At 74.7% G+C, this 22,226-nt stretch carries 19 protein-coding genes and 1 pseudogene; 5 read left to right on the top strand and 15 right to left on the bottom strand.

Translation table 11 applies throughout. The features are described 5' to 3' along the window. Positions 1-412 precede the first annotated feature (412 nt). Entirely contained in the window at positions 413-676 is a 264-nt protein-coding gene (locus LO771_RS17455) for a hypothetical protein (protein ID WP_230653442.1), read from the top strand. 279 nt (positions 677-955) lie between these two features. Here the strand turns inward: LO771_RS17455 and LO771_RS17450 are convergent, their stop codons facing one another. Further along, the gene (locus tag LO771_RS17450) at positions 956-2,182 is read right to left on the bottom strand and encodes an MFS transporter (RefSeq protein WP_230653441.1); all 1,227 of its coding nucleotides are present in this window, start codon (positions 2,180-2,182) and stop codon (positions 956-958) included. A gap of 527 nt (positions 2,183-2,709) precedes the next feature. Here LO771_RS17450 and LO771_RS17445 point away from each other — a divergent pair. After that, on the top strand, positions 2,710-3,888 hold the full coding sequence (locus LO771_RS17445; protein ID WP_230653440.1) for an alpha/beta hydrolase: 1,179 nt from the start codon (positions 2,710-2,712) through the stop codon (positions 3,886-3,888). A gap of 314 nt (positions 3,889-4,202) precedes the next feature. Continuing rightward, positions 4,203-4,979 carry a ZIP family metal transporter gene (locus LO771_RS17440; protein ID WP_230653439.1) on the top strand — a complete coding sequence of 259 codons (777 nt, stop codon included), beginning with the start codon at positions 4,203-4,205 and terminating at the stop codon, positions 4,977-4,979. Between the two features lie 189 nt (positions 4,980-5,168). Here the strand turns inward: LO771_RS17440 and LO771_RS17435 are convergent, their stop codons facing one another. The 5 genes from LO771_RS17435 to LO771_RS17415 all read right to left on the bottom strand — a co-directional run bounded on the left by LO771_RS17435 (position 5,169) and on the right by LO771_RS17415 (position 11,027). Continuing rightward, positions 5,169-6,188 (bottom strand): DUF4331 family protein, encoded by a 1,020-nt coding sequence (locus LO771_RS17435; RefSeq protein ID WP_230653438.1) that lies wholly within the window; start codon positions 6,186-6,188, stop codon positions 5,169-5,171. A 261-nt stretch (positions 6,189-6,449) separates the two neighbouring features. Continuing rightward, positions 6,450-7,940, bottom strand: a complete 1,491-nt coding sequence (locus LO771_RS17430; RefSeq protein ID WP_230653436.1) for an NAD(P)/FAD-dependent oxidoreductase — start codon at positions 7,938-7,940, stop codon at positions 6,450-6,452. A 92-nt stretch (positions 7,941-8,032) separates the two neighbouring features. Continuing rightward, positions 8,033-8,902 (bottom strand): alpha/beta fold hydrolase, encoded by an 870-nt coding sequence (locus LO771_RS17425; protein WP_230653434.1) that lies wholly within the window; start codon positions 8,900-8,902, stop codon positions 8,033-8,035. A gap of 242 nt (positions 8,903-9,144) precedes the next feature. Beyond that, positions 9,145-10,083, bottom strand: a complete 939-nt coding sequence (locus LO771_RS17420; protein WP_230653432.1) for a pyridoxamine 5'-phosphate oxidase family protein — start codon at positions 10,081-10,083, stop codon at positions 9,145-9,147. Positions 10,084-10,433: 350 nt separating this feature from the next. Then, complete coding sequence (locus LO771_RS17415; RefSeq protein ID WP_230653431.1) at positions 10,434-11,027, bottom strand: TetR/AcrR family transcriptional regulator; 594 nt, start codon at positions 11,025-11,027, stop codon at positions 10,434-10,436. A 312-nt stretch (positions 11,028-11,339) separates the two neighbouring features. Between LO771_RS17415 and LO771_RS17410 the strand changes: the two genes are divergently transcribed. Next, entirely contained in the window at positions 11,340-11,771 is a 432-nt protein-coding gene (locus LO771_RS17410; protein WP_230653430.1) for an Rrf2 family transcriptional regulator, read from the top strand. A gap of 236 nt (positions 11,772-12,007) precedes the next feature. Here the strand turns inward: LO771_RS17410 and LO771_RS17405 are convergent, their stop codons facing one another. Then, on the bottom strand, positions 12,008-12,865 hold the full coding sequence (locus LO771_RS17405; RefSeq protein WP_230653429.1) for a TIGR03620 family F420-dependent LLM class oxidoreductase: 858 nt from the start codon (positions 12,863-12,865) through the stop codon (positions 12,008-12,010). 179 nt (positions 12,866-13,044) lie between these two features. Beyond that, complete coding sequence (locus LO771_RS17400) at positions 13,045-13,794, bottom strand: SDR family oxidoreductase (RefSeq protein WP_230653427.1); 750 nt, start codon at positions 13,792-13,794, stop codon at positions 13,045-13,047. A 431-nt stretch (positions 13,795-14,225) separates the two neighbouring features. Between LO771_RS17400 and LO771_RS17395 the strand changes: the two genes are divergently transcribed. Beyond that, on the top strand, positions 14,226-15,467 hold the full coding sequence (locus tag LO771_RS17395; protein WP_230653425.1) for an MFS transporter: 1,242 nt from the start codon (positions 14,226-14,228) through the stop codon (positions 15,465-15,467). Here LO771_RS17395 and LO771_RS17390 read toward each other — a convergent pair. The 7 genes and pseudogenes from LO771_RS17390 to LO771_RS17360 all read right to left on the bottom strand — a co-directional run bounded on the left by LO771_RS17390 (position 15,424) and on the right by LO771_RS17360 (position 22,215). Further along, positions 15,424-16,299, bottom strand: coding sequence for an MIP/aquaporin family protein (locus LO771_RS17390; protein ID WP_230653423.1), 876 nt, complete (start codon positions 16,297-16,299; stop codon positions 15,424-15,426). The two genes, LO771_RS17395 and LO771_RS17390, sit on opposite strands and share 44 nt — an antisense overlap. A 418-nt stretch (positions 16,300-16,717) precedes the next feature. Then, positions 16,718-17,335, bottom strand: a complete 618-nt coding sequence (locus LO771_RS17385; RefSeq protein ID WP_230653421.1) for an ATP/GTP-binding protein — start codon at positions 17,333-17,335, stop codon at positions 16,718-16,720. Beyond that, a complete protein-coding gene (locus LO771_RS17380) occupies positions 17,313-17,750 on the bottom strand; it encodes a DUF742 domain-containing protein (RefSeq protein ID WP_230653419.1) in 438 nt (145 codons plus the stop codon). Before LO771_RS17380 ends, LO771_RS17385 begins: the two co-directional genes overlap by 23 nt. Next, positions 17,747-18,172: a roadblock/LC7 domain-containing protein gene (locus LO771_RS17375; RefSeq protein WP_230653417.1), complete on the bottom strand. Its 426-nt coding sequence runs from the start codon at positions 18,170-18,172 to the stop codon at positions 17,747-17,749. The genes LO771_RS17380 and LO771_RS17375 overlap by 4 nt, the downstream gene beginning before the upstream one ends. 988 nt (positions 18,173-19,160) lie before the next feature. Further along, positions 19,161-20,027 (bottom strand): annotated as a pseudogene (locus LO771_RS17370) (ATP-binding protein); the annotation flags it as partial. Positions 20,028-20,155: 128 nt separating this feature from the next. Beyond that, a complete protein-coding gene (locus LO771_RS17365; protein WP_230653415.1) occupies positions 20,156-21,007 on the bottom strand; it encodes a nitrate- and nitrite sensing domain-containing protein in 852 nt (283 codons plus the stop codon). Between the two features lie 134 nt (positions 21,008-21,141). Continuing rightward, positions 21,142-22,215, bottom strand: a complete 1,074-nt coding sequence (locus tag LO771_RS17360; RefSeq protein WP_230653413.1) for a hypothetical protein — start codon at positions 22,213-22,215, stop codon at positions 21,142-21,144. Between the last annotated feature and the right edge of the window lie 11 nt (positions 22,216-22,226).

Genomic DNA, 22,226 nt, shown 5'->3' with positions numbered 1-22,226 from the left:
GCTCCCGCCCGGCAGGGGTCCGGAGGACCGCGGGCCTCACGGATTCCTCCGTTCTGCCCGCGTACGTCACGTTTCGAGGAGGATTTCCTCCTTCGCTGCGCTTCGCCCCTAACGTTAACCGGTTATGTACCTATCGGTCAAGAACATGGGCCGGCCCTTCCGCATCCCTGAGGTCCCGGTCCGGATCGTCCGCGGCGGAACAGCGGATTCCTCACCGCGGGCGCATCCGGTGGCGCCTCCGACGCGGAACAAGCAGAGAAGGAAGAACGCTCAGGAGCGCTGCGGTCCAGGCGGCCCCGGGACGGGCCCGGGGCAAGGCCGGAGGACCGCTCGACGCGTACGGAGCCCGCGCGGCGGGCTTCCCGGTGGAACCACCGCATTCTGCACGCACACTCCCCGGAAGGGGATCCACATGTCCATCTCGAGGACGCGCCGCCTGATCGCCGCCGCGGCCGCCGCGCCGGCCCTGGCGCTGGCGCTCGGCGCCGGAACCGCCTCGGCGGCCCCGCAGGCCCCGTCGGCCCCCGCCGCCGCGACGCACCACAACCACGGCCCCGGCTGGGGCTGGGGGGACTGGGACAACGGCGGGTACTACGGCAACGGGTACTACGGCGGGTACTACGGGAACGGCTACTACGGCGGGTACTACGGCAACGGCTACTACGGGAGGTACTGACCGACGGCACGGCCGCCGGCCCGCCCCGATCGGGGCGGGCCGGCGGTCGCGCGCGGGCCGGAGGCACGGTCGGGACCCGGCGGTACGCAGCGGAGCCGTGTATACGGGGGTCCGGCCCACCGGCACCGGGCGGCCCGGGGATCCTCCGGAAGAGCGCGTCCCGCGGCGTCAGCGGGCGGAGTGCCGGGCCCCGGTCCGGACCTCGGTGGACGCGAGCGGGCCTGCAGCGCGTTCACCGGGTGCGCCCGGCAGGTCCGGTCCGGGATCGGCGGCCGACGGCTACGGCCGCCCGGCCCGCGCCCCGGCGTGAGGGACCAGGGCCGCCAGCAGCAGGAGCACGGTGGTGGAGGCGAAGGCGCTTCCCACCCCGAAGCCGTCCACGAGGAACCCGCCGGCGAAGGATCCCGTCGCCAGTGCGACCTGCAGCGTGCTCACCAGGAGCGACAGGCCGCCCTCGGGCGAGTCGCCGGACGCCCGGAGCATCCACGTCTGGACGGCGAGCGGTATCGCGTTGAACGCCGCGCCCCACAGCGACACGAGCAGCACCACCGCGGGCGCGAACCCGGCGAGCGGGGGCAGCAGCGCCACGGAGACGGCCACCAGCAGCGCGGCACCCACATAGGCGACCCGCAGGCTGCGCCCGATGGCCCAGGCCGCGGCGAAGTTGCCCGCCACCCCGACGGCCCCGTAGACCAGCAGCGTCACCGTGACGGCGGACGGGCCGAAGTGCGCGCGTTCCTGCAGGTAGGGCGTGATGTAGGTGTAGGAGGCGAAGTGGCCGAGGAAGGCGAGCGCGGTCCCCAGGGCGGCCAGGAGCACGGCGGGGCGGCGCCACGTGGCGGTGAGGTCCGCGAAGCGCGTGCCGCCGGCGGGCCGGAGCGCCGGGAGGACGGCCGCGAGCAGGACGAGGGCCGCCAGCGCGGCGGCGGCCGCGGCGACGAATGCGACCCGCCAGCCCGCCAGGTGGCTGATGAGCGCACCCAGGGGGAGGCTGATGACCGTCGCGGCGGAGATCCCGCCGGTGATCATCGATGAGGCGCGGTGGACCGCCGCTTCGGGCACCAGCCGGGCGGCGACGCCCGCCCCCAGCGACCAGAAGCCGCCGACACCGGCGCCGAGCACGATCCGCGCGACGACCATGACGGCCATATTGGGCGCAACGGCCGCCAGGACGTTCGAGACGACCGCCGCCCCGGCCAGCGCGACGAGGACGTGCCGGCGGTCCAGCCGCCCGGAGGCAACGGTGAGCAGGGGCGCCGTGATCGCGGCCGCGAGCCCGGGCACGACGACCAGCAGCCCCGCCCTTCCCGTGGAGACGTCCAGGCCGCCGGCGATCTGCGGGAGGACGCCGATGGGGATGAACTCGGAGAGGACGAGGACGAAGGAGAGGGCGGCGACCGCCGTGACGGCCGTCCACCCGCCTCGGGTCGGCGGGGCCTGTTCCACGGGGCCCGGGGCCGGCGGCCCGGTCCGGGCCAGCGTGTCGGTCGACGGTTGTTCGGTCATGGCTCCGCTTTCGTAGGACTTTTCCGGCCGGTCGGCGGAGCGGGCTGCGGCCTGCCCTGCACGCGGTGCGTGCGACGGACGCCGCAGCGCGGCAACCCCTGATTCCTTACCGATCGGTCCATAACTTAACTCTTTATGTACCGTTCGGTCAAGTACGAAGGCGCGGTCGGACGGTTGCCGACGACTCCGCGGTGGCGGCGCGGCGCCTCCCGCCGACCGCCGGGCCGCCGGATTGCCGGGCCGCCGGGCCGCCGGGGCACGTCCTGCACGCGTCCTCGGTCTTCGGGCCGCACCGAAGGGGGCGCGGTCGCCGGTGCGGGCGCGGCCCGGGACAGCCTCCCGCCGCACCCGGGCGCCTCACGTGCGGCCGTACGGCCGGGAGGGGCGCCGCGGCAAAGAGCGCCGCGCCACGGAGCGGCGATCACACGGTGTGGCGACGCGACCCGTTCGGGTCACCAGGAGTGGCCGTTCCGGTGACCGGTCCCCAGGGTGTGGTTCGGGGGACCACGTCAGGAATGAGAACCGACATGACCTCGCACTCCACCCTCTCCGGCGCCAGGAGGGCGTGCTGCGGCATAGCCCTCGCGCTGGCCGCAGCCTCGATCGGCTCCTGTGCCGCGCCGGCCACAGGAACGGTCCGCACCACCGGGGCCGCCGGGGCCGCAGCCGCCGACCGCTCCTCCGCGGACGTCCGGACCGCGGCCGACCGGGCCGCGCCCCCGACCGCCCCGTGCGGGAACCCGCCCGTGACACTGGAGAAGCCCGTCCAGGACTTCCTCAACCAGCTCGCGGCCGCGGACGGCCCGCCCCTCTACACCCTGTCCTACAAGGCTGCCCGGCAGGTCCTCGACAAGCTGCAGTCCGGTCCGGTCGCCAAGCTGCCCGCCGACATCAGCGAGCGCACCGTGCCGGGCGGCCCCACCGGACCGGTGTCCGTCCGCATCGTCCGCCCGGCCGGGGTCCGGGGCACGCTCCCGGGCATCGTCTACATCCACGGCGGCGGATGGGTCCTGGGCAACGCCATGACCCACGACCGCCTGGTGCGCCAGATCGCCAACGGCGCCCGGGCGGCCGTCGTCTTCGTCAACTACACGCCCTCGCCGGAGGCCCGCTTCCCGGTCGCCATCGAGCAGGCCTACACGGTCGCCCGCTGGCTCGCGCGCAACGGCGGCAGCATCGGCGTCGACCCCCGCCGGCTGGCGGTCGCGGGCGACTCCGTCGGCGGCAACATGACCGCCGCCGTCACCCTGCTGGCCAAGCAGCGCGGCGGCCCCCGCTTCCGGCAGCAGGTCATGCTCTACCCGGTGACCGACGCCCGCTTCGACACCCCCTCGTACAAGCGCTTCGCCGAGGGCTGCTGGCTGACGCGCCCGGCCATGAAGTGGTTCTGGGACGCCTACGCCCCCGACGCCAGGGTCCGCAACCAGCCCCTCGCCTCCCCGCTGCGCGCCACCACCGCCCAGCTCCGCGGCCTGCCCCCGGCACTCCTGATCACCGACTCCGACGTGCTGTACGACCAGGGCACCGCCTACGCGGCGAAGCTCCGCAAGGCCGGGGTCCCGGTCACCAACACGCACTACCCCGCCATCACCCACGACTTCCTCATGCTCGACGCCCTCGCCGGCACCAGGTCCGCCAAGCAGGCGATCGCCCAGGTCAACGAGATCCTGCGCGACGCCCTCTACGCACCCGGCCGCGGCAAGTAGGGCCACGCTCCCCGCACGGCACACCCGTCGGGCCCGCTGCCCCGGACCTCGTCCAGGTCCGGGGCAGCGGGCCTTCCCGGAAGGGCGGGCCGGGGGCCGGGGCCCCTCGCGGCGCCCGGGGCGGGCGGTCGGCGTGCCGGACCGGACCTGCAGCCGGGCCGGAACCGGGGGATCCGTCCGGCGCCCCCTGCGGCACGGGTCGGACCGGACGCAGGACGGCGGCGGTTCGGGGTGCGGTGCGTGCGCACGCAGCAGATGATGGGACGGAGCACGCCGCGTCGGATCCCATGCCCACGGCTCGAGAGGGGTGCGGCATGTCGCCTCTCCTGGTGGCCGCAGGTGCCACCGTGACCACGCTGCTCGGAGGCTGGGCCGCCCAGCGCGTGAGCGACCGCCGGCACCTCGTGCTGGGGCTGACCGCAGGACTGATGCTGGGAATCATCGCCTTCGACCTGCTGCCGGAGGCGCTGACGGTGGACTCCGCAGAGTTCTTCGGTGTCTCCCTGGCCCTGCTGCTGTTCGTGTCCGGCTTCCTGGCGCTGCACATCGCGGAGCGGTCGATGGCGATCCACCGCGCGCACGAGGACGAGTACCGCCCGCACCAGCATCCCGGGGCGGTACCGCACCGCCACTCCCACGGCTCCCCGAACCGGGCCCAGGGCCTCGGGATCGGTGCCGCCGGAGCGCTGGTCGGGCACAGCTTCATGGACGGCTTCGCCATCGGGGCGGCGTCCCAGGCGGGCGGTACCACCGGAACCGTGGTGGCGGTCGCCGTGATCTCCCACGATTTCGCCGACGGCTTCAACACCTACACCATCATGCAGCTCTACGGGAACGACCGCCGGCGCGGCCTGGCCCTGGTGGGCGCCGACGCGATCGCGCCCATGGCGGGCGCGGCGGTGACGCTGGCCTTCGCCATCCCGGAACGGATCCTCGGCCTGTACCTCGCCTTCTTCGCGGGGTTCCTCCTCTACCTGGCGACCTCGGACATCCTGCCGGAGGCTCACACCCCGCACCCCTCCCGCCCCACCCTGCTGCTCACCGTCGCGGGAACGGCGTTCATGTGGCTGGTCATCGGCCTGGCCCGGTAGCAGCCGCCGGCTCCGGGCCGCGGACCGGACCGCACCGGTACCGCACCGCGGTCGGCCGGGGTGCCGGACGCCCCGGCCGACCGCTGCGCCAGGACCCGCCGATCCGGTCGGAACGGCGCCCGCAGCGGTCGCCGTCCGTTCCCCGGCAGCCGGGCGGCCGCCCGGGAAGGCTCCCCTCCGGGATCCGCGTCAGGAGGCGCCTGCCGGGTGGGGGTCGCCGAGGTACGGGAAGTGGTCCAGGGTGTCGGTGTGCGGCGTCAGGCCGGTGGGCGGCGCCTCGTTCTTGGTGAGGAACGCGACACGGACGTCGATGACGTCCTCCGTGAACGTCCTGCCGTTGGGGTAGGCGGCGGGCTTCGACGGGTCGAAGTGCAGCACGTCCGGGAGGAGGCCGTGCTCGTCGATCGCGGCGATCGCCTCCTCGCGCGTGTAGCCGCCGGTGTGGCCCAGCAGGTGGACGAACTGGTCCGTCCACCTGGCCCGGTCGCCGGCCGGCTCGCCGGCGTTGTACTCCTCCTTGGTGTCGTCGGTGTTGAAGAAGCTGCTCATCGAGGGATGCCCGGCCCGGTCCGCGTGGAAGAGCCCACCGTCGCGCAGGACGCTGCACCGGCCCCAGATGCGCAGTTCGGGGCTGGGCGCCAGCTCGGCGGTCGGCAGCTCGACGGCCATGGAGAAGACATTGGCCGTGCTGTTGGAGTCGACGCCCGTCCACGGGGACTTCCCGCCCAGGTGGGGGGCGGTGAAGTTCCGGTTGCCGCTGGTGTCGAACAGGTTCTTGATCCCGTCGAAGTCGAAGAAGAAGGCGTCGCTGCGGCTGCCCGCGGCCACCTGGTAGTCGCCGCTGCTGACCACGTTGGCCCGGGGTCCGAAGGAGACGGCGGCGTCCGACACGATCCTGGTGCCGACCGCCTCCGGCCGGCGGGACTCCGCACCGGTCGCCATGTAGACGCTGTAGGTCTGCGAGCCGTCGGCCGACGGCGGGTCGAAGACCCAGCTGAAGGCGATGTCGGTCAGGTCGTCGCCGTCGTTGTCGATGTTCAGGCGGTACACGGCGTCGGGGTGCAGGGCGTCCGCGTTGGGGTTGGCGTTGAGGATGACGACGGTCCGCTCCGGATCACCGGGGGCCTGGAAGGCGTACAGGTCGCACAGGTCGAGGCGCTGGTCGCCGAGCGGCGGCCCGAGGCTGAGGCCGGTGAAGTGGTTGGACATGTGAGGCCTTCCTTGCTGCTTGCTCGCTGGGGTCCGCCGGGGCGCCCGCGCCCCCGCGGCGCAGCGCGTCGGACGGCCGGTGCGCCCGCGGCGCCGTCACGCTAGCCCGCCGCGGCGGTCCCGCGGCCGAAGGCGGGGGCGCCGCCTGCGGACAGCACCCCAACGGATCAGCGCCCGGTCGGTGCCCCTGTCCCCGCACGGCGGCGGGGCGGGCCGGTCCGGCACGGCCCGCATCCGGGTCCGGCGGGCCCCGGCCCGCCGTCAGCGCGTGTGGCGCCGGGCGGAGAGCCCCTCCAGGAGGCGGAGCCAGACCTCGCTGGCGGTCGGGTAGCCGGGGACGGCGTGCCACAGCTGCGCCGTGGTCATGCGCGCCACGACGGCCGTCGTCGCCGAGTGCACGAGCTCCGAGACGCCCGAACCGGCGAAGGTGGCCCCCAGCAGGACGTCCGAGGCCGCGTCGACGACCAGCTTGGCGCGGCCCCGGTAGTCCTCGCGCATGACGAAGGTGCCGGCGAGGGCAGCCATGTCGTACTCGACGGTCTCGACGTCGAGTCCGGCGGCGGCCGCCTCGTGCTCGGTCATGCCGACCGACCCGACCTCGGGGACGGTGAAGACCACCTGCGGCACGGCGCGGTGCCCCTCGTACGAGCTGAACGGGCCCGTGCGGTCGTCGGGGGGCTGCAGGCCCGCGGCCCGCGCGGCGATCACCTCGCCCGCCACCCGCGCCTGGTACTTGCCCATGTGCGTCAGCAGGGAGCGGCCGCAGGCGTCCCCGACGGCGTAGAGCCACTCCCCCGGGACCGCGGTGACGGTCTGGTGGTCGTCGACCTCCAACCAGCCGCCGTCCGGGAGTCCAACCGAGGACAGCCCGAGGTCGCCCGTGAGGGGCCGCCTGCCGGTGGCGACGAGGATCTCGTCGGCCCGCAGCACGGTGCCGTCGTCGAGCGTGACGGTGACCTCGCCCCCGTGGAGGGCGCCCACACCGGTGTCCCGGGCGTCGGCGCGGTCGACCCGGACCGGGATGCAGCCGGGGAGCAGCCGCACCCCGGCGGCCCGCAGGCCGTCGGCGACGAGACGCCCGGCGAAGGGCTCGTTCTTCGACAGCAGCCGCGCGCGGTACAGCAGCGTGACCTCGGCCCCGAGGCCGCGCATCCAGGTCGCCGCCTCGCAGGCCACGACCCCGCCTCCCAGGACGAGGAGGCGTTCCGGCACCTCGCGCATGGTGGTGGCGTCGGCCGACGTCCACGGCCGCGCCTCGGACAGGCCCACGACGTTCGGGACCGCGGGTGCGGAGCCGTTGGCGACCACCACCGCACGGCGGGCGGTCAGGGTGCGGGTCCCTCCCGTCCGGGTGGTCACGGACACCGTGCGCTCACCGGTCAGCCGTCCGTACCCGCGGACCACGTCGATGCCGGCGCCGAGGGCCCACTGCACCTGCGAGGCGTCCGACAGGCCGTTCACGATGGCGTCGCGCCGGGCCAGCACGGCCGGCACGTCGAGGCGGGCGCCCGCGACCAGCGAGGAGACCCCCGGCACGTGGCGGGCAGACTCCAGCACCTCCACCGGGCGCAGCAGCCCCTTGCTGGGCATGCACGCCCAGTAGGAGCACTCGCCGCCGAGCAGCGCGTCCTCGACGATCACCGCGTCCATGCCGGACCACTGCGTCGCGTACTGGGCCGCGTTCTCCCCCGCGGCACCGCCGCCCAGGACGACGACGTCCCACTCCGAACGTTCGGGGTCCACCGACGCCATGCGACGCCACCTCGCCTTCCGTGACGGTGTGCGGGGGCCGGCACCGGGGGCGGAGCGCGTCCGGGGCGGTGCCGGCCCAGGGGGTCCCCCTCCTACGGGAGGCGCTCCATGAACGCACGGATGTACTGGCTGATCTCCTCGAGGTGCGTCTCCAGGGCGAAGTGCCCGGCGTCGAGCAGGTGGAACTCGCCGTCGGGCAGGTCCCGCCGGTACGCCTCGGCCCCGGCGGCGCCGAAGATCTCGTCGTTCCTGCCCCAGGTGACGAGCAGCGGCGGCCGGTGGGTCCTGAAGTACTCCTGGAAGGCGGGGTAGCCGTCCAGGTTGAACTGGTAGTCCCAGAAGAGCTGCAGTTGGACGGCGTCGTTGCCGGGGCGGTCGAGTCCCGCCTGGTCCAGCAGCCACGCCTCCGGGGCGATCAGCTCCAGGCGGTCCGCGGGCACGCCGTGGGTGTACTGCCACTTCGTCGCCTCGAGCGTGAAGAGCTTCCGGACCTCCGCCTCGTTGGCCGCGCGGTCCTTCGCGTGGGCGAACAGCACGTCCCAGAAGGGCGTGAAGCCCTCGACGTAGGCGTTGCCGCTCTGGGTGACGAGCGCCGTCACGCGTTCGGGGTTGCGGGAGGCGATCCGCAGGCCGATCGGGGCTCCGTAGTCGTGGATGTAGAGGGCGAACCGCTCGAGTCCGAGCTGCTCGACGAGTCCCTCGGTGATCCTGGTCAGGTTGTCGAAGCTGTACGCGAACTCCGAGACCGGGGGCATCGCGGACTGCCCGAAGCCGATGTGGTCGGGGGCGACCAGGTGGTGGCGATCGGCCAGGGCGGTGATCAGGTTGCGGAACATGTGGGAGCTGGAGGGGAACCCGTGCAGCAGCAGGAGGGTGGGGTTCGCGGGGTCGCCCGCCTCGCGGTAGAAGACCTCGAGGCCGTCGACGACGGCTGTCCTGTAACGGGTGGTGAGGTGGCTCATGGTCCCTCGCTCGGTGGGGCGGAGGCGGACGGCCCGGCCGGTGGCCGTTCGGGCCCCGGCGTCGTCGTCCCGCCGGCTGCGGCTCGGTGGAGGGCCCTCGGCCCTGACGGTGGACCGCGTCGGCGGCACGCCGTCGGGGGGGCGGGGACGCGGTGGTTCCCACGATCGGCTCCCGGACCGCATGCCGCAAGTCGGGCCGCCCGCCTCCCCGGGAGGGCGGTCGCGGGCGGACCGTGCCGGGGTCACCCGGCACGGTCCGCCACGGGCGGGTTGAAACGGGAGAAGTGCGGAGGCGACCACGACGGGGCCTCCGGGTGGTCGACCTGCACCACCCGGGCGATCGCGAAACGGACGATCCGCTGCGCCCCCGGGACTCCCGCCGCCGCCTCGGGGTCCCAGTCGACGGTCGCCGTCCCGGTGAGGTGCAGTGCGGTCCCGGACCGCCAGTCGACGAAGAGGAGCCCCGCCGCCGGATGCGCCGTGAGGTTGCCGAGGGTCATCAGCATGGTGTTGCCGTCGTAGTCCGGCCAGCTGAGCCGGTCCGGCGCCTCCACCCGGACGAACCCCGGGTTGCCGCCCCGGTGCGAGACGTCGGCGTCGCCGTCGGCGGAGACCGAGGCGACGAGGAAGGTGTCCGCGGTCGCGACCAGCCTCCGCTGCCCCTCGTCGAGGGCGTCGCCCGCGGAGAGCAGGCGCGCCGGCGCGCCCGGCGGGGCCTCCCCCGGCGTCCTGCTCTGGATGTACCGCGGGCAGTTCCCGTACGCCTGGTCGACGGCGAGCAGCAGGCCGTGGCCCGCGGGTGCCGTGCGGCCGTTCATGCGGAAGCGGCGCCGGGCCCGGAAGTCGATCGCCAGGGTGCCCGTGCGGGCGGGGGACCGCAGCGTGACGGCGAGGGGGTCGACGGCGGCGGGGAGGGCCGCGATCTCCAGCGTGCCCGGGTCGCGGACGCGCAGGAACCCCGGATCCCCGTGGAGGACGGAGGCCCACACCCGCCCCTCGGTGTCGGCCGCCCCGACGAACAGCACGCGCTGCGCCGCCAGGAAGCCGACGGCCCCGCGCGGGAGGGCGGGGGCGACCATGGGGAGCATGCGCGCGGCGGACGGCCGGAACCCCGCACGCTCCTGGGCGGAGAGCTCACCGCCGTGGTAGCCCGCCGCAGGAGGGGGCAGGCCGTCCGTCACGGCAGCCGCCCGCGGACGGTTCCGGCACGCTCCCGGACATCGGTGGGGCTGGTCATGGAAGGGCCTCCGACGGTCGCGCGGATCGGGCTGCGCCGGGCACTGCGGCGCCCCCTCCCGCACCCCGTCCTCGGACGGCCGCCCCGGGGGCCGCCTCCATCCTCCCACCCGGAACGGGACTGTGCCGCGACGGACCCCGGCGGCCGACGCCGGCCGACCCGCTGCCGGATCCGCCGCAGCCGCTCCCCCGCGCCCCGCCGGGGCGGCCCGTGGCCGCACCCGGGCCGGGACGGTGCGCCGGGCGGGGCAGGGCGGCCGGGCAGGCGGCCGGGGCCGGTCGTCAGGACCGGAGGTCAGCCGCCGGCCGGCCAGGCGCGCATCGCGAGGTCGACGACCCGGTGCAGTTCGTCGGCGCTCGCACCGCCCACGGCCTGGATGGCCAGGCCCTGCAGCACGGTGGCGAAGTAGCGGGCGAGATCGGCGGGGTCCGTGCCGGCGGGGAGCTCCCCCTCGTCCCTGGCCCTTTCCATCCGCATGCGCAGCGCCACCTCGCCGGCGGCCCGGCGTCCGGCGAGCTCGTCCACCGCCTTCTCGGCACCGGGGGAGGCGGCGAGTCCGCCCTGCAGGGTCAGACACCCCCGGGGGTGGTCCGGGCGCGTGGTGGCGTCCGCGGCGCTGTGCAGCAGCCGCTCGACGACCCGGCGGGCGGTGGGCTCGTCGAAGGCCTCCCGCATGTAGCCCGCAGGGCCGTCGGCGTAGCGGTCGAGGACCCGCCGGAACAGTTCCTGCTTGTTCCCGAAGGCGTTGTAGAGGCTGGGCGGGTTGATGCCCATGGCGCTGGTGAGCTGCGAGATCCCGGCGCCCTCGTAACCGTGGCGCCAGAAGACCTCCAGCGCACGGTCCAGCGCCTCGTCGACGTCGAAGGCGCGCGGCCGTCCTCCCGCCATGGCGCTCCCCTCCATCCGTTCCCCGCATAGCGCTCACTATAATATTGCGTCGGCACGACAGGACCCCCGAGGGCGAGGAGCCCGCAGCGCGGCCGTGGGGCGGCCTCCCGGAGCCGGTGCCGGGAGTGCCGGCACGGCCGCCGGCCGTGCCGGCCCGGGGCACGGCACACCGGCGCGCGAAGGGCCCGGGGGCCCGGTGGCGTCGGGAGCGTTCCGCGATGTAACATGAAACGTTACGATTGCTCCGAGACGCAGACGGGTCGGAGGCCGGTCCGCCACGGCGGCCCCGCCGGCCGGACGAGGAGGTTCCAGGTGGGCGCGAACAGCAGAATGACGATTGCCGTCCATGTGCTGACCTGGATGTCCCTGGACCGGCACGACAACGAAGTCGCCACCTCGGAGCGTATCGCGGTGAGCGTCAACACCAACCCCGTGGTGATCCGCCGGTGCCTCGGCGACCTCCGCAAGGCCGGACTGGTGCAGTCCAAGCGGGGGGCGGGCGCCGGCTGGACCCTGGCACGGGAGCCCGAGGAGATCACCCTGCGCGAGGTGTACCGGGCCGTGGGGGGCGGAGGCCTGTTCGGGATGCACTACACGCCGCCGAACACCGGCTGTCCGATCGGCTTCGGCATACAGCCCGCCCTGCAGCGCGTCTACAGCGGCCTGGAGGAGCAGATGGAGGAGGAGCTCTCGCACACCACGGTCGCCGAGGTGCTGCGGAACGTCCTCGCCCAGCAGCGGTAGGCGCCCCGCGCCGGACGGCCCGGGCCGACACGGACGACCGCCGCCTCCCGGGGGCGTCCGGCCCGGCGTCGGACCGGCCTCCGCCGCCGGGCCCGGCGGCCCCGGCCGGGTGCGGCGGCCGGGTCTCGCGGAGTCCGGGTCTCGCGGAGTCCGGGACCACCGGCGGCGGCACCCGACGCCCGGCGGGAGGCCCGGCGGCGCGGCCGGCCGCTCGGACTCCCGGCGGAGCCGGCCTCTCAGCGGGCGAGAGCCGCCAGTTCCCGCCACTGGGGCAGCGGCATGCCGGAGTCCCCGCCGAGGACGTGCAGGCAGACGTGGTCGGCCCCGGCCTGGTGGTGGGCACGGACGCGGTTGCCGACGGCCTCGACGTCGCCCCAGGCCACGACGCTGTCGATGAGCGGGTCGCTGCCGCCGTCCGCCAGGTCCTCCTCGGTGAAGCCCTGGCGCAGGAGGTTGCGGGCGTAGTGGCCCATGGACAGGAACATGCCCAGGAAGTCGCGGGCGGCGGCGCGGGCCGTGATGGGGTCCGGGTCGAGCACCACCGCCTGGTACGGGGCCAGGAGCGGCCCCTCGCCGAGCAGTTCGCGGGTCGCCGCGGAGTACTCGGGGGTGACGAGGAAGGGGTGCACACCCGCCGTGCGACGCGCCGCGAGCTGGACCATCCTGGGCCCGAGCGCGGCCATGAGGCGCTCGTCCGACGGCACGGGGGCCGGGGCCGCGTCGAGTTCGTCCAGGTAGCCGCCCATGTCCGACAGCGGGCGGTAGTCGCGTCCCGCCTCACGGGCGGCGGCCGGGTCGCTGACGCCGAGGCCGAGCATGAGCCGGCTGCCGTACCGCTCCCGCAGCCGCGCGTGTCCCGCCGCCATCTCGGCAGCGCGGTGGCGCCAGATGCTCAGCACGCCGACCGCGACCTTGGTGCCGCCGGTGACGCTCAGCAGCCGTTCGGCGTCGCCGATGATGTCGCCGCCCCCGAGACCGGGGATCCAGAGGGCGCCCCAGCCCATGGCATCGAGTTCGGCCGCGGCATCCTGGATCGCTCCAGGGGCCTCGGTCCGCAGTTCGATGCTCCAGATTCCCGTCCGTCCCACGTCCATGGCGAAAGTCCCGTCTGTGTGTGGCGTGCTGTTCGGTCCTGCCGCCACGCGGGCCTCACGCCGGCGGCAGGGATGAAGGAGGGGGCCGGCCGACGCAGACGACGTCTGCGTCGGCCGGCCCCCGGGGCCCCCGCTCCCGGGCGGGGGCCCTGCGTACGGCGGGGAGGCCCGCCGCCGCGTCAGACCTGGTTGAGGCCACCGTCGACGAAGAGCTCGGTGCCGGTGACGAAGCTGCTCTGGTCGGAGGCCAGGAAGAGCGCCGCGGCGGCGGCCTCCTCGGGGCGGCCCATGCGGCCGAGCGGGACCTGGCTGGCGAAGAAGGCGTGCAGCTTGGCGGCCTCCTCGGCGTTGGGGGCCAGGCCGGCGTTGCCGGGGGTGTTGATGGGACCGGGGACGAGGGTGTTCACGCGGATCCCGCGGCCCTTGAGCTCGTTGGCCCAGGTGCGGGAGAAGGAGCGGATGGCGGCCTTGGAGGCGGCGTAGACGCCGAAGGCCTCGGCGCCCGAGGTGGCGGCGGTGGACCCGGCGAGGATCACCGAAGCGCCGTCGTTCAGCAGCGGCAGCGCCTTCTGGACGGTGAAGAGCATGCCGCGGACGTTGGTGCCGAAGGTCTCGTCGAAGTGCTTCTCGGTGACCTGCTCCAGGGTGGAGAACTCGCCGCCGCCCGCGTTGGCGTACAGGACGTCGATGCGGCGTCCCTGCCCCTCGACGGCCTCGTAGAGCCGGTCGAGGTCGGCCAGGTCGGCCACATCGCTGCGGACGCCGGTGGCGCGCGGACCGATCTGCGCGACGGCGGCGTCCAGCGCCTCCTGGCGGCGGCCGGTGATGAACACGTGCGCGCCCTCGGCGGCGAAGCGCTGTGCGGCGGCCAGGCCGATGCCGCTGGTACCGCCGGTGACGATGGCCGTCTTGCCGTCAAGCTGTCCCATGCTGTGGTGCTCCAAGTCGCGATAGGTGTATGGCCGCTCCGGCGGAAGGAACAACTTTCGTTACATCTTCCGGCGCGCATGCCCCGTTCTCCCGGGCCCGCGTACGGGGCTCGCCGGGAGGCGGAGATATTTTGTAGCGTTCGATAAAAAACATACGGCGCCCACCCTCCCCCGTCAAGTGCACGCCCGGTGCGCGCGCACCGCATGTCCTGGAGGGCGTCCCGCCGCCGTGAAACCCGGCTGCGGACCGTGGATGTAATGTCTATTGTTACATCACCCGGCAGGATGCGCGGGCCGGAGGTCATCCGGTCGGACGCCTGCACCACCCGGGCCGCATCCCACGACCGCTGCCCGCTTCCGCCTCCAGGGAGCCAGGACCCGCCCGTCGGCACGGCAGGGCCCAGCAGTCCCGCACTCCCCAAGGAGAGAGCATGAGCACCCCTTCCAGCGCGGCTCCGGCCGTACGGCCGACGCTCCCGGCGCCGGATCCGGATCCGGCACCGCACCCGGAACCGGCCGGAAAGCGGCAGCGAGGCGACTGGCCGGCGGTGGTCTCCGTCGCGCTGATGTGCTTCGTGCTGGTGCTGACGGAGTTCCTGCCGATCGGGCTGCTCCCCGTGATCGCCTCCGGCCTCCACGTCTCCCTCGGCACCGTCGGCCTGGTGGTGGTCGCGCCCGGCCTGACGGCCGCGGTCACGGCTCCCCTGATCACCGTCTCCTCGGGGCGGCTGGACCGGCGCAAGGTCCTGGTCGCCCTGGCGGTGCTGGTCGGGGCCTCCAACGTGGTGGCGGCCTGCGCCCCCTCCCTGGCATGGATGGTGGCGGCCCGGGTCCTGCTCGGCGTCGGCGTCGGCGGGTTCTGGTCGATGGGCGCCGGCGTCGCCGCGCAGCTGGTGCCCGCCCGGGCGGTCCACCGGGCCACGTCCCTGATCACCGCCGGGATCTCGGCCGGCACCGTGGTCAGCCTGCCGCTCGGCGCGCTGGTGGGCCACCTCGCCGGATGGCGGGCGGCCTTCGTCGTCGCGGCGGGTGCCGCCCTGCTCACGCTCCTGGCCATGCTGCTGAGGCTGCCCCCCCTGCCGCCTGCGGGAGCGCTCCGCCCTGCGGCGCTCGCCGCCGTCCTGCGCAACCCCGGCGCCCGGACCGCCCTGCTGGCCACGGCGCTGGTCTTCCTCGGGCACTTCGCCGCCTACACCTACGTCACCCCCTACCTGGAGGAGCAGGCGCACTTCGGCGCCTCCGCCGTGACGGGGACCCTGCTCGCCTACGGTGTGGCCGGGCTGGCCGGCAACTTCGCCGCCGGAGCGGCCGTCGGCCGCAGCCTTCGCCGGGTGTACGTCCCCGCGACCGTCCTGACCGCGGCCGCGGCCGCCCTCCTCACCCTCCTGTCCGGCGCGGCACCCGCGGTCGTCGCGCTCGTCGTCGTCTGGGGTGCGGCCTTCGGCGCGGTCCCCCTGGCCCTGCAGACGTGGATCCTGCGCGCGACCCCCGGAACGCCCGAGGGGGGCATGGCGCTCCTCGTCAGCGCGAGCCAGATCGCCATCGCAGCCGGGTCGTTCACCGGAGGCATGGTCGTCGACGCGTACGGCATCCGTGCCGACCTCGCCCTCGGCGCCGCGCTCGCGCTGCTCAGCGCGGCCACCCACCTCCGCCCCCGCCCGGCCGCCGGATGAGCCGCGCCCGGGCGGCGGCCGTCCGCCCCCGGCGGACCGGGGACGGCTCCCCCGGTTGCGCAGGAGGCCCGGCTCCGGCGTTCCGGTCGTACAGGCAGTTCTTGAAACGGCACCGGTAGCCCGGGTCGTGGATGAGCTTGCCGCAGGGGACGACGCGGTCACGGAAGAGGGCCGAAGCAGCCAGGGACCCGAGGAGAGGGCCGGCGAAGTAGATCCACAGCACGGTCCACACGTCCCCGACCAGGGCGGGGCCGAAGCTGCGGGCGGGGTTCAGGCCGGCCCCCGAGACAGGGAACGCGAAGAACGTCAGGAACATCCCGAACAGGCCTGCCGCGGCAGCCGTGAGGTGCGCGATCCCCGGTCTGGAGGTGAAGGCCAGGACGAGGGCGACGAACAGGAAGGTCGCAGCCGTCTCGACCCCCAGGGCCGGCCAGGTCCCGGCGCGGCCCGGAACGGTGGCGCCGAGGCGCACCTCCGCCGCCCGGTGGCCCCAGGCGAGCAGCACCACCGCCGTGCCCGCAGCAGCCCCGCAGAGCTGCGCGAGGACGTACGCACCGGCACTCCCGGGCGTGAGTTTCCCCAGCCGGAAGAACGCCAGGGTCACGGCGGGATTGATGTGCCCGCCGCTGACGCGGCCGATCGGCGAGTAGACGACCGCCGTCGCCGAGGCGGAGAACAGCAGCGATGTCAGGAGCCTGCGGAGCCACTCGTCCGGGACGAGGGCGGCCACCGGCGACCCCGGCGAGAAGTCCAGGACGATCGCGCTGAGGCCGCAGGTGAGCAGCAGCGCGGTGCCCAGGAACTCCGCCAGGGCCTCGCGTCGTCCGGTCAACGTGACCCCACCGGTCTCCCCGGCGGCGGACCGCCCGGTTCCGGACCTCTCCGTCTGCGCACGCGCCTCCTCCAGGGAATCCGGCCGCACCACCCCTCGGGGAAGCCCCGGGGAGTCCTCCTCGCCCGTCGTGTGCATGGGCGCGTCCCCGGCGGGGACGGCTCCCCCGGGCACCGGGGGGCGAGCCCGGCGCAGGCCGCGTGGAGCCCGGCGGTGCGGTCCGCGGGACCGGGTCCGACCGCGGCCCCGGCCCGTACGGCCGCGCCCGAGTCGACCGCCCGCCCGGGTCCCGTACGGAGTCATCCTTCGCCGTTTCCGGCGGCCGGGCAAGGCGGGAGGGGGATGCGGGCGCCCGTACTGGCCGTCCGCCGGGGCGCGGGGCGGGCGGGGTTCGGGGCGCCGCACCCCGCCCGCCGGTTCACACGGGGGCGCCGCCGTGGTCCGAGACCATCTGGAGCGACCGGTTCAGCACGCTCAGCAGGGCGTCCCGCACGGACCGCTTGTCCCGCGCGTCGAAGACGATGAGGGGCGTCCGGTCGTCGATGGCCAGGGCCCAGCGGATGGAGTCCAGGTCGTGCGCGAGCTCGTGGTTGAAGAGGTTGACCGCGACGACGAAGGGCATGCCGAGCTTCTCGAAGTAGTCCACCGCCGGATAGCCGTCGTCCAGACGTCTGCTGTCGACGATGACGAGGGCCCCCAGCGCTCCGCGGGCCAGGTCGTTCCACATGAACCCGAAGCGGTCCTGGCCCGGCGTCCCGAACAGGTAGAGCTTCAGGGTCGGGTCGATGGTGATGCATCCGAAGTCCATGGCCACCGTGGTGGTGGTCTTCCCCGGCACGGCGGTGCCGTCGTCGACGCCCGCGGCGGCGGAGGTCATCACCGCCTCGGTCGTGAGCGGTGTGATCTCGGAGATGCTGGCGACAGTGGTCGTCTTGCCGACCCCGAACCCGCCGGCGACGAGGATCTTGACGGGGACGGGCGCCTGACGGACCGCGACCGCGTCGTGGTGGTTGTCAGCAGAGGGATTTGAGAGCACGGATGATCCTTTGAAGCGTTTCCACGTCGTGCGGGGCGTCGAGATGGGGTGTCGTCACCGCCAGGTAGCCGGCGGCGTGAAGGTCCCCCACGATGACCCTCACCACGTTGAGATGGAAGGAGAGCCGCGCGGAGATCTCCGCCAGGGAGAGCGGCTCGGCACACAGGGTGACGATGTCGCCGTGCTCGAAGGACAGGCGCGAGACCGTCGCGAGGCCCTGCCGGGTCGCCACCACCTGGGCCTCCAGGACGATCTCGGCACTGTCGGGCCTCGCCCGGCCCCCGGTCAGGAGGAAGGGCCGCAGTCGCGGCGATCCGGGGACCGACCACTCGGCCGGGGGCGGCTCCTGCACCTTCAGGTAGGGGCGGACCAGGGGTTCGGACGTCCGGTGTGCGGATTCCCAGGGACGGTTCATACCTGCGCTGAGTTCTTCAATTCGTTGATGAGGTGCGGGTTGAGGGTGGCGCCGGCGCGGTTGGCGAACAGCGTCATCTCATAGGCGATGGTCCCCAGGTTGGTGCTCTTGTCCGTGACGGTCCCGAGCACGCATCCGGCACCGATCGCCGACACCAGGAGGTACCCCTCCTCCATGTCGATGATCACCTTGTTCATCCGGCCCAGCGCCCGCCCGCTGGAGACGCCGCCGGCGAGGCTGGTGATCCCGGAGACGATGGCGGCGAGACGGTCGGAGGACGCGCGGTCGCCGCTGTGGGACGTCGCGATGAGCAGTCCGTCCGAGGAGACGGCGATCGCGTCGGTGACCCCGGTGGTCTGCGTGGCGAACCGCTGCAGGAGCCAGTTGAAGTTGTTGACCTCGGCGCTCAGGGGAGAGCTCACGGACGTGTCTCCTTGTCGGTGTGATCCTCGCGGAAGGTTTCCGCGAGGGCGCGGGCGGCACCTGCTTCGAAGTCCTCGAAGGCCGCGCGGACGGCGTCCGGGTTCCGGACGACGGAGCCGACCGGGACGACCGGGCGCCCCAGGTCGGGGGCGAGGCCGGCACCCGGCACCCGGCGCCGGAGGCCCTGCGGCGGCCGGGTTCCGCCGCCGGGGAAGGGCGCGGGGGCCCCGTGCGGCCGGGGGGTGCTGCGGCGGCCGGTCCGGCTGCCGGAGGCACGGACCAGGACTGCCGCTCCGCCAGGGTGCGGATCTCCGTCTGGAGGTTGCGGACGAAACCGTGGAAGGTGTCGGGGGACTGCGGCGGCACCCCCTGGACGGGCGCCCCGCCGGGCGGCTGCCGGTGGGCGGCCGGGGCGTGCGGCACCGGGTGCGCCGGGGCCGCCCCGGGCGCGTACGACGCCGAGGGGGACTGCGCGGGCGCGGCCGGAGCGGAGCCGCTGAGGCGGGACGCGTCGCGGTCGCGCATGGCCCGCGAGGCACCGGACTCGAACTGCTCCACGAGGGACCTGCTCTCCTGCGGGTCCTCACGGGGCGGTCCCCAGGCCGGCTCCTCCTGCGGCGGCTCCCACGCGGCGGTCATGTGGGTGCCGGCGACGCGGCGGGACAGGCCGGGGGCGGGCGGACGGTCGCCGTGGGTCTCCGCCCGGTGCGGGCCGGGGGGCGGCGCAACGGGCCCCGGACGCCAAGGCTCCCCGTTGCCTTCGTAGGGGCCGGACGGCGGCGCGGCCGCCGGGCCGCCGGGAACCCGCGGAGCGGACGGTCCGGCCTGCCAGGTAGGTCCGGCCGGTCCGGCCGGTCCGGCGGCGAGGGCGGGCGCCGACGGCGGGGGCGGGGGCTCGGCGGGGGTGAGGGCCGCCAGCGGCTGGCGGGCGGCCACCGGAACGGGCTGCGGTCCGCCGGCGCGCACCAGGTGCCTGTGCGGGACGTTGATCCACGCCGTGACGCCGCCGCCGTCCCCCGCTCCGAGACGGACGAGGATCCCCGTGCGCCGGGAGAGCCGGCCGACGACGAACAGCCCCAGCACGTCGCTGGGCGCCAGGTCGAGGCGTTCACCCCTGACGAGCCGGGCGTTCTCCTCGGCCAGCCGCTCCTCCGACATGCCCACGCCGGAGTCGGTCACGGTGATCAGGCAGCCGTCCGCCACGCGTGCCGCGGTGACGTCGACCACCGTCGAGGGGGAGGAGAAGGAGACCGCGTTCTCGACCAGCTCGGCGACCATCGCCTTGAGGGCGGAGGACACGTCGGGGCTGATGCGCACGTCCGTGACCGAGCTGAACCGCACGCGCTGGAAGTCCTCGATCTCCGCGAGCGCCGAACGGACCAGGTGGCTCACCGGCAGCGGGTCCCCGAAGTCCACCGGCTCGGTGGCGCCGGACAGCACGACCAGGCTGTTGGCGTTGCGGCGCAGGCGGTTGGTCAGGTGGTCCAGGCGGTAGAGGCTCTCCAGGAGCTTCGGATCGGTCTCGTCGCGCTCCAGGTCGTCGATCATCGCGAGCTGGCGGCCGGTCAGGTTCTGCGTCCGCCGGCCGATGCTGCCGAACATGGCGGCGATGTTCCGGCGGCTGACGATCTGCCGCTGGAGCAGCTGCACGGCCCGGTTCTGGACACGGTTGAGCGCGGCCGCGAGCTCGCCGATCTCGTCCGGGCTGTCCAGCTCGATGCCGGTGAAGGCGGGCAGCGGCTCGTCGGGGCGGTCCTCGTCGCTGACGCGCATGAGCTCGCGCTCCGTGGCCTCGGCGACCTGCCGGGTAGCCCGGCTCAGCTGCCGCAGCGGCCGGGAGATGGACCGGCCCACGGAGGTGCTGAGCGCGACCACGCCGAAGAGCAGCAGGGAGAGCAGGGCGAGGAAGCCGACGGTGGCACGGGTGGTGGCGGCCGCCGTGTCGTCGGCCCGGTGCTCGATGTCGCGGAAGACGGTGGCGCTCACGAGGACCCGGAGTTCCGCCTCCAGCAGGAAGGCGTTGGAGGGGCCCTCCACCGACAGCGCCCGCGCCGCGGGCGGCAGGCGGCGACCGCGGTCGCCCTGCGCGCGGATCGAGGCGGCCCTGGCCGAGGCCGTCCTGGCGACCTCGCCGGAGGCGGCCAGCCTCGACAGCCGTATCCGGGAGGGGGGGCGAGGGCGGTGAACCGCTGCGTCTCGGCCAGCTCGGCGTCGTGCGCCGAATCCGCCACGGACAGTGCGGCGCGGCGCGATCCGCCGTCCACGACGGCGGCGAGCAGCCAGGACACCTCGCTGGTGTGGGCGGCGTCCGCGCGCAGGAGGGCGTCGAGCGAGACCTCCTCGCGCAGGTCCTCCGGAGTGCCGTCCGTCAGGCGCTCCAGACCGATCGCGTCGATCAGGTCCTTCACCGTCGCGTCGTAGCGGCGGTTGACCGCGGCGGCCGTGAGGGTGTGCCCCAGGACCTCGGCGCGGGTCTCCCGGAGCCGGTCCAGAGCCTCCAGGGAGTGCCGCAGCCGCGGGCCCAGGTCGTTGTCCGGGTCGGTCAGCACGTCCTGGACGCGGGTGTCCACCGCCGCTGCCTGGACCAGCACGGGGGAGGGACGGCTGGCCGGGGAGGCCAGGTAGGAGACGAGGAGCAGCTGCTCGCGCTGCAGTTCCTCGACGACCTGGGCGACGCCTCTCGCGGAAAGCATCAGCCGGGCGGTGCGCGAGGAGGTGCGCACGTCCTGGACGCGCTGCGTGACGAAGGGGAAGGACAGCAGCACGACGGCGACCAGGGGGATCACGACGAGCAGGTTCAGCTTCTGCCGGACCAGCAGCCTACTGAGCAGCATGCTGGTTCCCCCGTCTGGGAAGCGCGACCGCGTCACGGCCGGGCTGCCACGCGTCCACGGGCCGGCCGGGGCCGTCGTGGCGGGCGGGGCCGTCGTGGCCCTCGGAAGGGGGCATCCTGCGGGAGGGCTCGGGCTCACCGCGGCGGCGGGTGCCGGCGCGGTCCCTCTCGGAGCGCCGGACCCTCCTTCTCCCGTCGGCCGGTGGGACGTCTCTGGGGCGGGATCCCCGGACGCCGGCCTCGGTGCCGGCGTCGCCCTCGGAACGGCCACCGTCCGGCGGGAGGTGTCCGTCCCCGGCAGCCACCGGGCCGGCTGCTGCCGGGACCGTGCCGCTGCGCCGCAGGTGCAGGCCGAGGCCGAGGAGGAGGACCACCTGCGCCCGCCCCGGCCTCGGCCGCGGCCACGGTCCGGTCCTGACGCAGGTGGTCCTCGCGGTCGCCGAGGATCCGGTCGAGCTGCCCCACTCCGTCCTTCGACAGCCGCACCGCCGCCCGGTGCCCCTTGGCACGGGCCGCGTCGAGACCGCCGACGTCCGTGCTCCCCGACAGCCCGTCGGTGAGGGACTGGATGGGGGCCATGGCGAGGACCGTCGCCGCGAGTTCGTCGATGCGCGGCAGCAGGGCGGGGCCCAGCACGGTGTCCTGGGTCGGCCCGAAGGCCTGGTGGAGCGAGGTCGCCATGCCGGCCGCGCTCTGGCTCAGCAGGCCGCGGACGACGAGTGCCTGCACCTGGGCGGAGACCGCCGCACGCGCGGCCGACGCGCCGTCGGCGCCGGACGCCGGGCGGGGCGCACGCCGGGCCGCCTCGGCCATGCGGGCGAGGTCCACGTTCCTGCCCGAAAGGGCGATGAGCACGGGGAGCCGCAGCACCAGCGTGTCGGTCAGGTAGTAGGTGTCCAGGCGGTCGGAGAGGAGCAGGCCGGACTCCTGGGCCACCTGGGTGTTGAGGGTGAGGGTGAGGGCGAGGTCGACCTCCTTGGTGTAGTCGGCGAAGGCGGCGCTGCCGGTGGCGGCGGACCTCCCCAGAGCCAGGAGGGCCGGCCGCAGCCGGGTCCAGCCGGAGGCCGAGTGCAGGGAGGCGTCCCGGCCCAGACGGGTGGCGCCGACGTCCGCGACCGCGGCAGGCAGGGACGTACCCGCGCCCGGACGGCCCGTCACCGCTGCGGACTGGGCGTCGGACAGCGCGGAGACGAGCCGGGTCAGCGCCATCGTGTACTGGA

The organism is Streptacidiphilus sp. ASG 303 (assembly GCF_020991365.1).
GTDB lineage: Bacteria > Actinomycetota > Actinomycetes > Streptomycetales > Streptomycetaceae > Peterkaempfera.
Note: the sequence above shows the minus strand (reverse complement) of the source record. Positions and strands in the feature narration are given on the sequence as shown.

Excerpts from the sequence above, each read along its gene's own strand:
- LO771_RS17435 (WP_230653438.1), bottom strand. The coding sequence starts at position 6,188 with ATGTCCAACCACTTCACCGGCCTCAGCCTCGGGCCGCCGCTCGGCGAC.
- LO771_RS17430 (WP_230653436.1), bottom strand. The coding sequence starts at position 7,940 with ATGGCGTCGGTGGACCCCGAACGTTCGGAGTGGGACGTCGTCGTCCTG.
- LO771_RS17415 (WP_230653431.1), bottom strand. The coding sequence starts at position 11,027 with ATGGCGGGAGGACGGCCGCGCGCCTTCGACGTCGACGAGGCGCTGGAC.
- LO771_RS17380 (WP_230653419.1), bottom strand. The coding sequence starts at position 17,750 with ATGAACCGTCCCTGGGAATCCGCACACCGGACGTCCGAACCCCTGGTC.
- LO771_RS17400 (WP_230653427.1), bottom strand. The coding sequence starts at position 13,794 with ATGGGACAGCTTGACGGCAAGACGGCCATCGTCACCGGCGGTACCAGC.
- LO771_RS17445 (WP_230653440.1), top strand. The coding sequence starts at position 2,710 with ATGACCTCGCACTCCACCCTCTCCGGCGCCAGGAGGGCGTGCTGCGGC.
- LO771_RS17405 (WP_230653429.1), bottom strand. The coding sequence starts at position 12,865 with ATGGACGTGGGACGGACGGGAATCTGGAGCATCGAACTGCGGACCGAG.
- LO771_RS17365 (WP_230653415.1), bottom strand. The coding sequence starts at position 21,007 with ATGCTGCTCAGTAGGCTGCTGGTCCGGCAGAAGCTGAACCTGCTCGTC.
- LO771_RS17360 (WP_230653413.1), bottom strand. The coding sequence starts at position 22,215 with ATGGCGCTGACCCGGCTCGTCTCCGCGCTGTCCGACGCCCAGTCCGCA.
- LO771_RS17425 (WP_230653434.1), bottom strand. The coding sequence starts at position 8,902 with ATGAGCCACCTCACCACCCGTTACAGGACAGCCGTCGTCGACGGCCTC.
- LO771_RS17450 (WP_230653441.1), bottom strand. The coding sequence starts at position 2,182 with ATGACCGAACAACCGTCGACCGACACGCTGGCCCGGACCGGGCCGCCG.
- LO771_RS17395 (WP_230653425.1), top strand. The coding sequence starts at position 14,226 with ATGAGCACCCCTTCCAGCGCGGCTCCGGCCGTACGGCCGACGCTCCCG.
- LO771_RS17440 (WP_230653439.1), top strand. The coding sequence starts at position 4,203 with ATGTCGCCTCTCCTGGTGGCCGCAGGTGCCACCGTGACCACGCTGCTC.
- LO771_RS17455 (WP_230653442.1), top strand. The coding sequence starts at position 413 with ATGTCCATCTCGAGGACGCGCCGCCTGATCGCCGCCGCGGCCGCCGCG.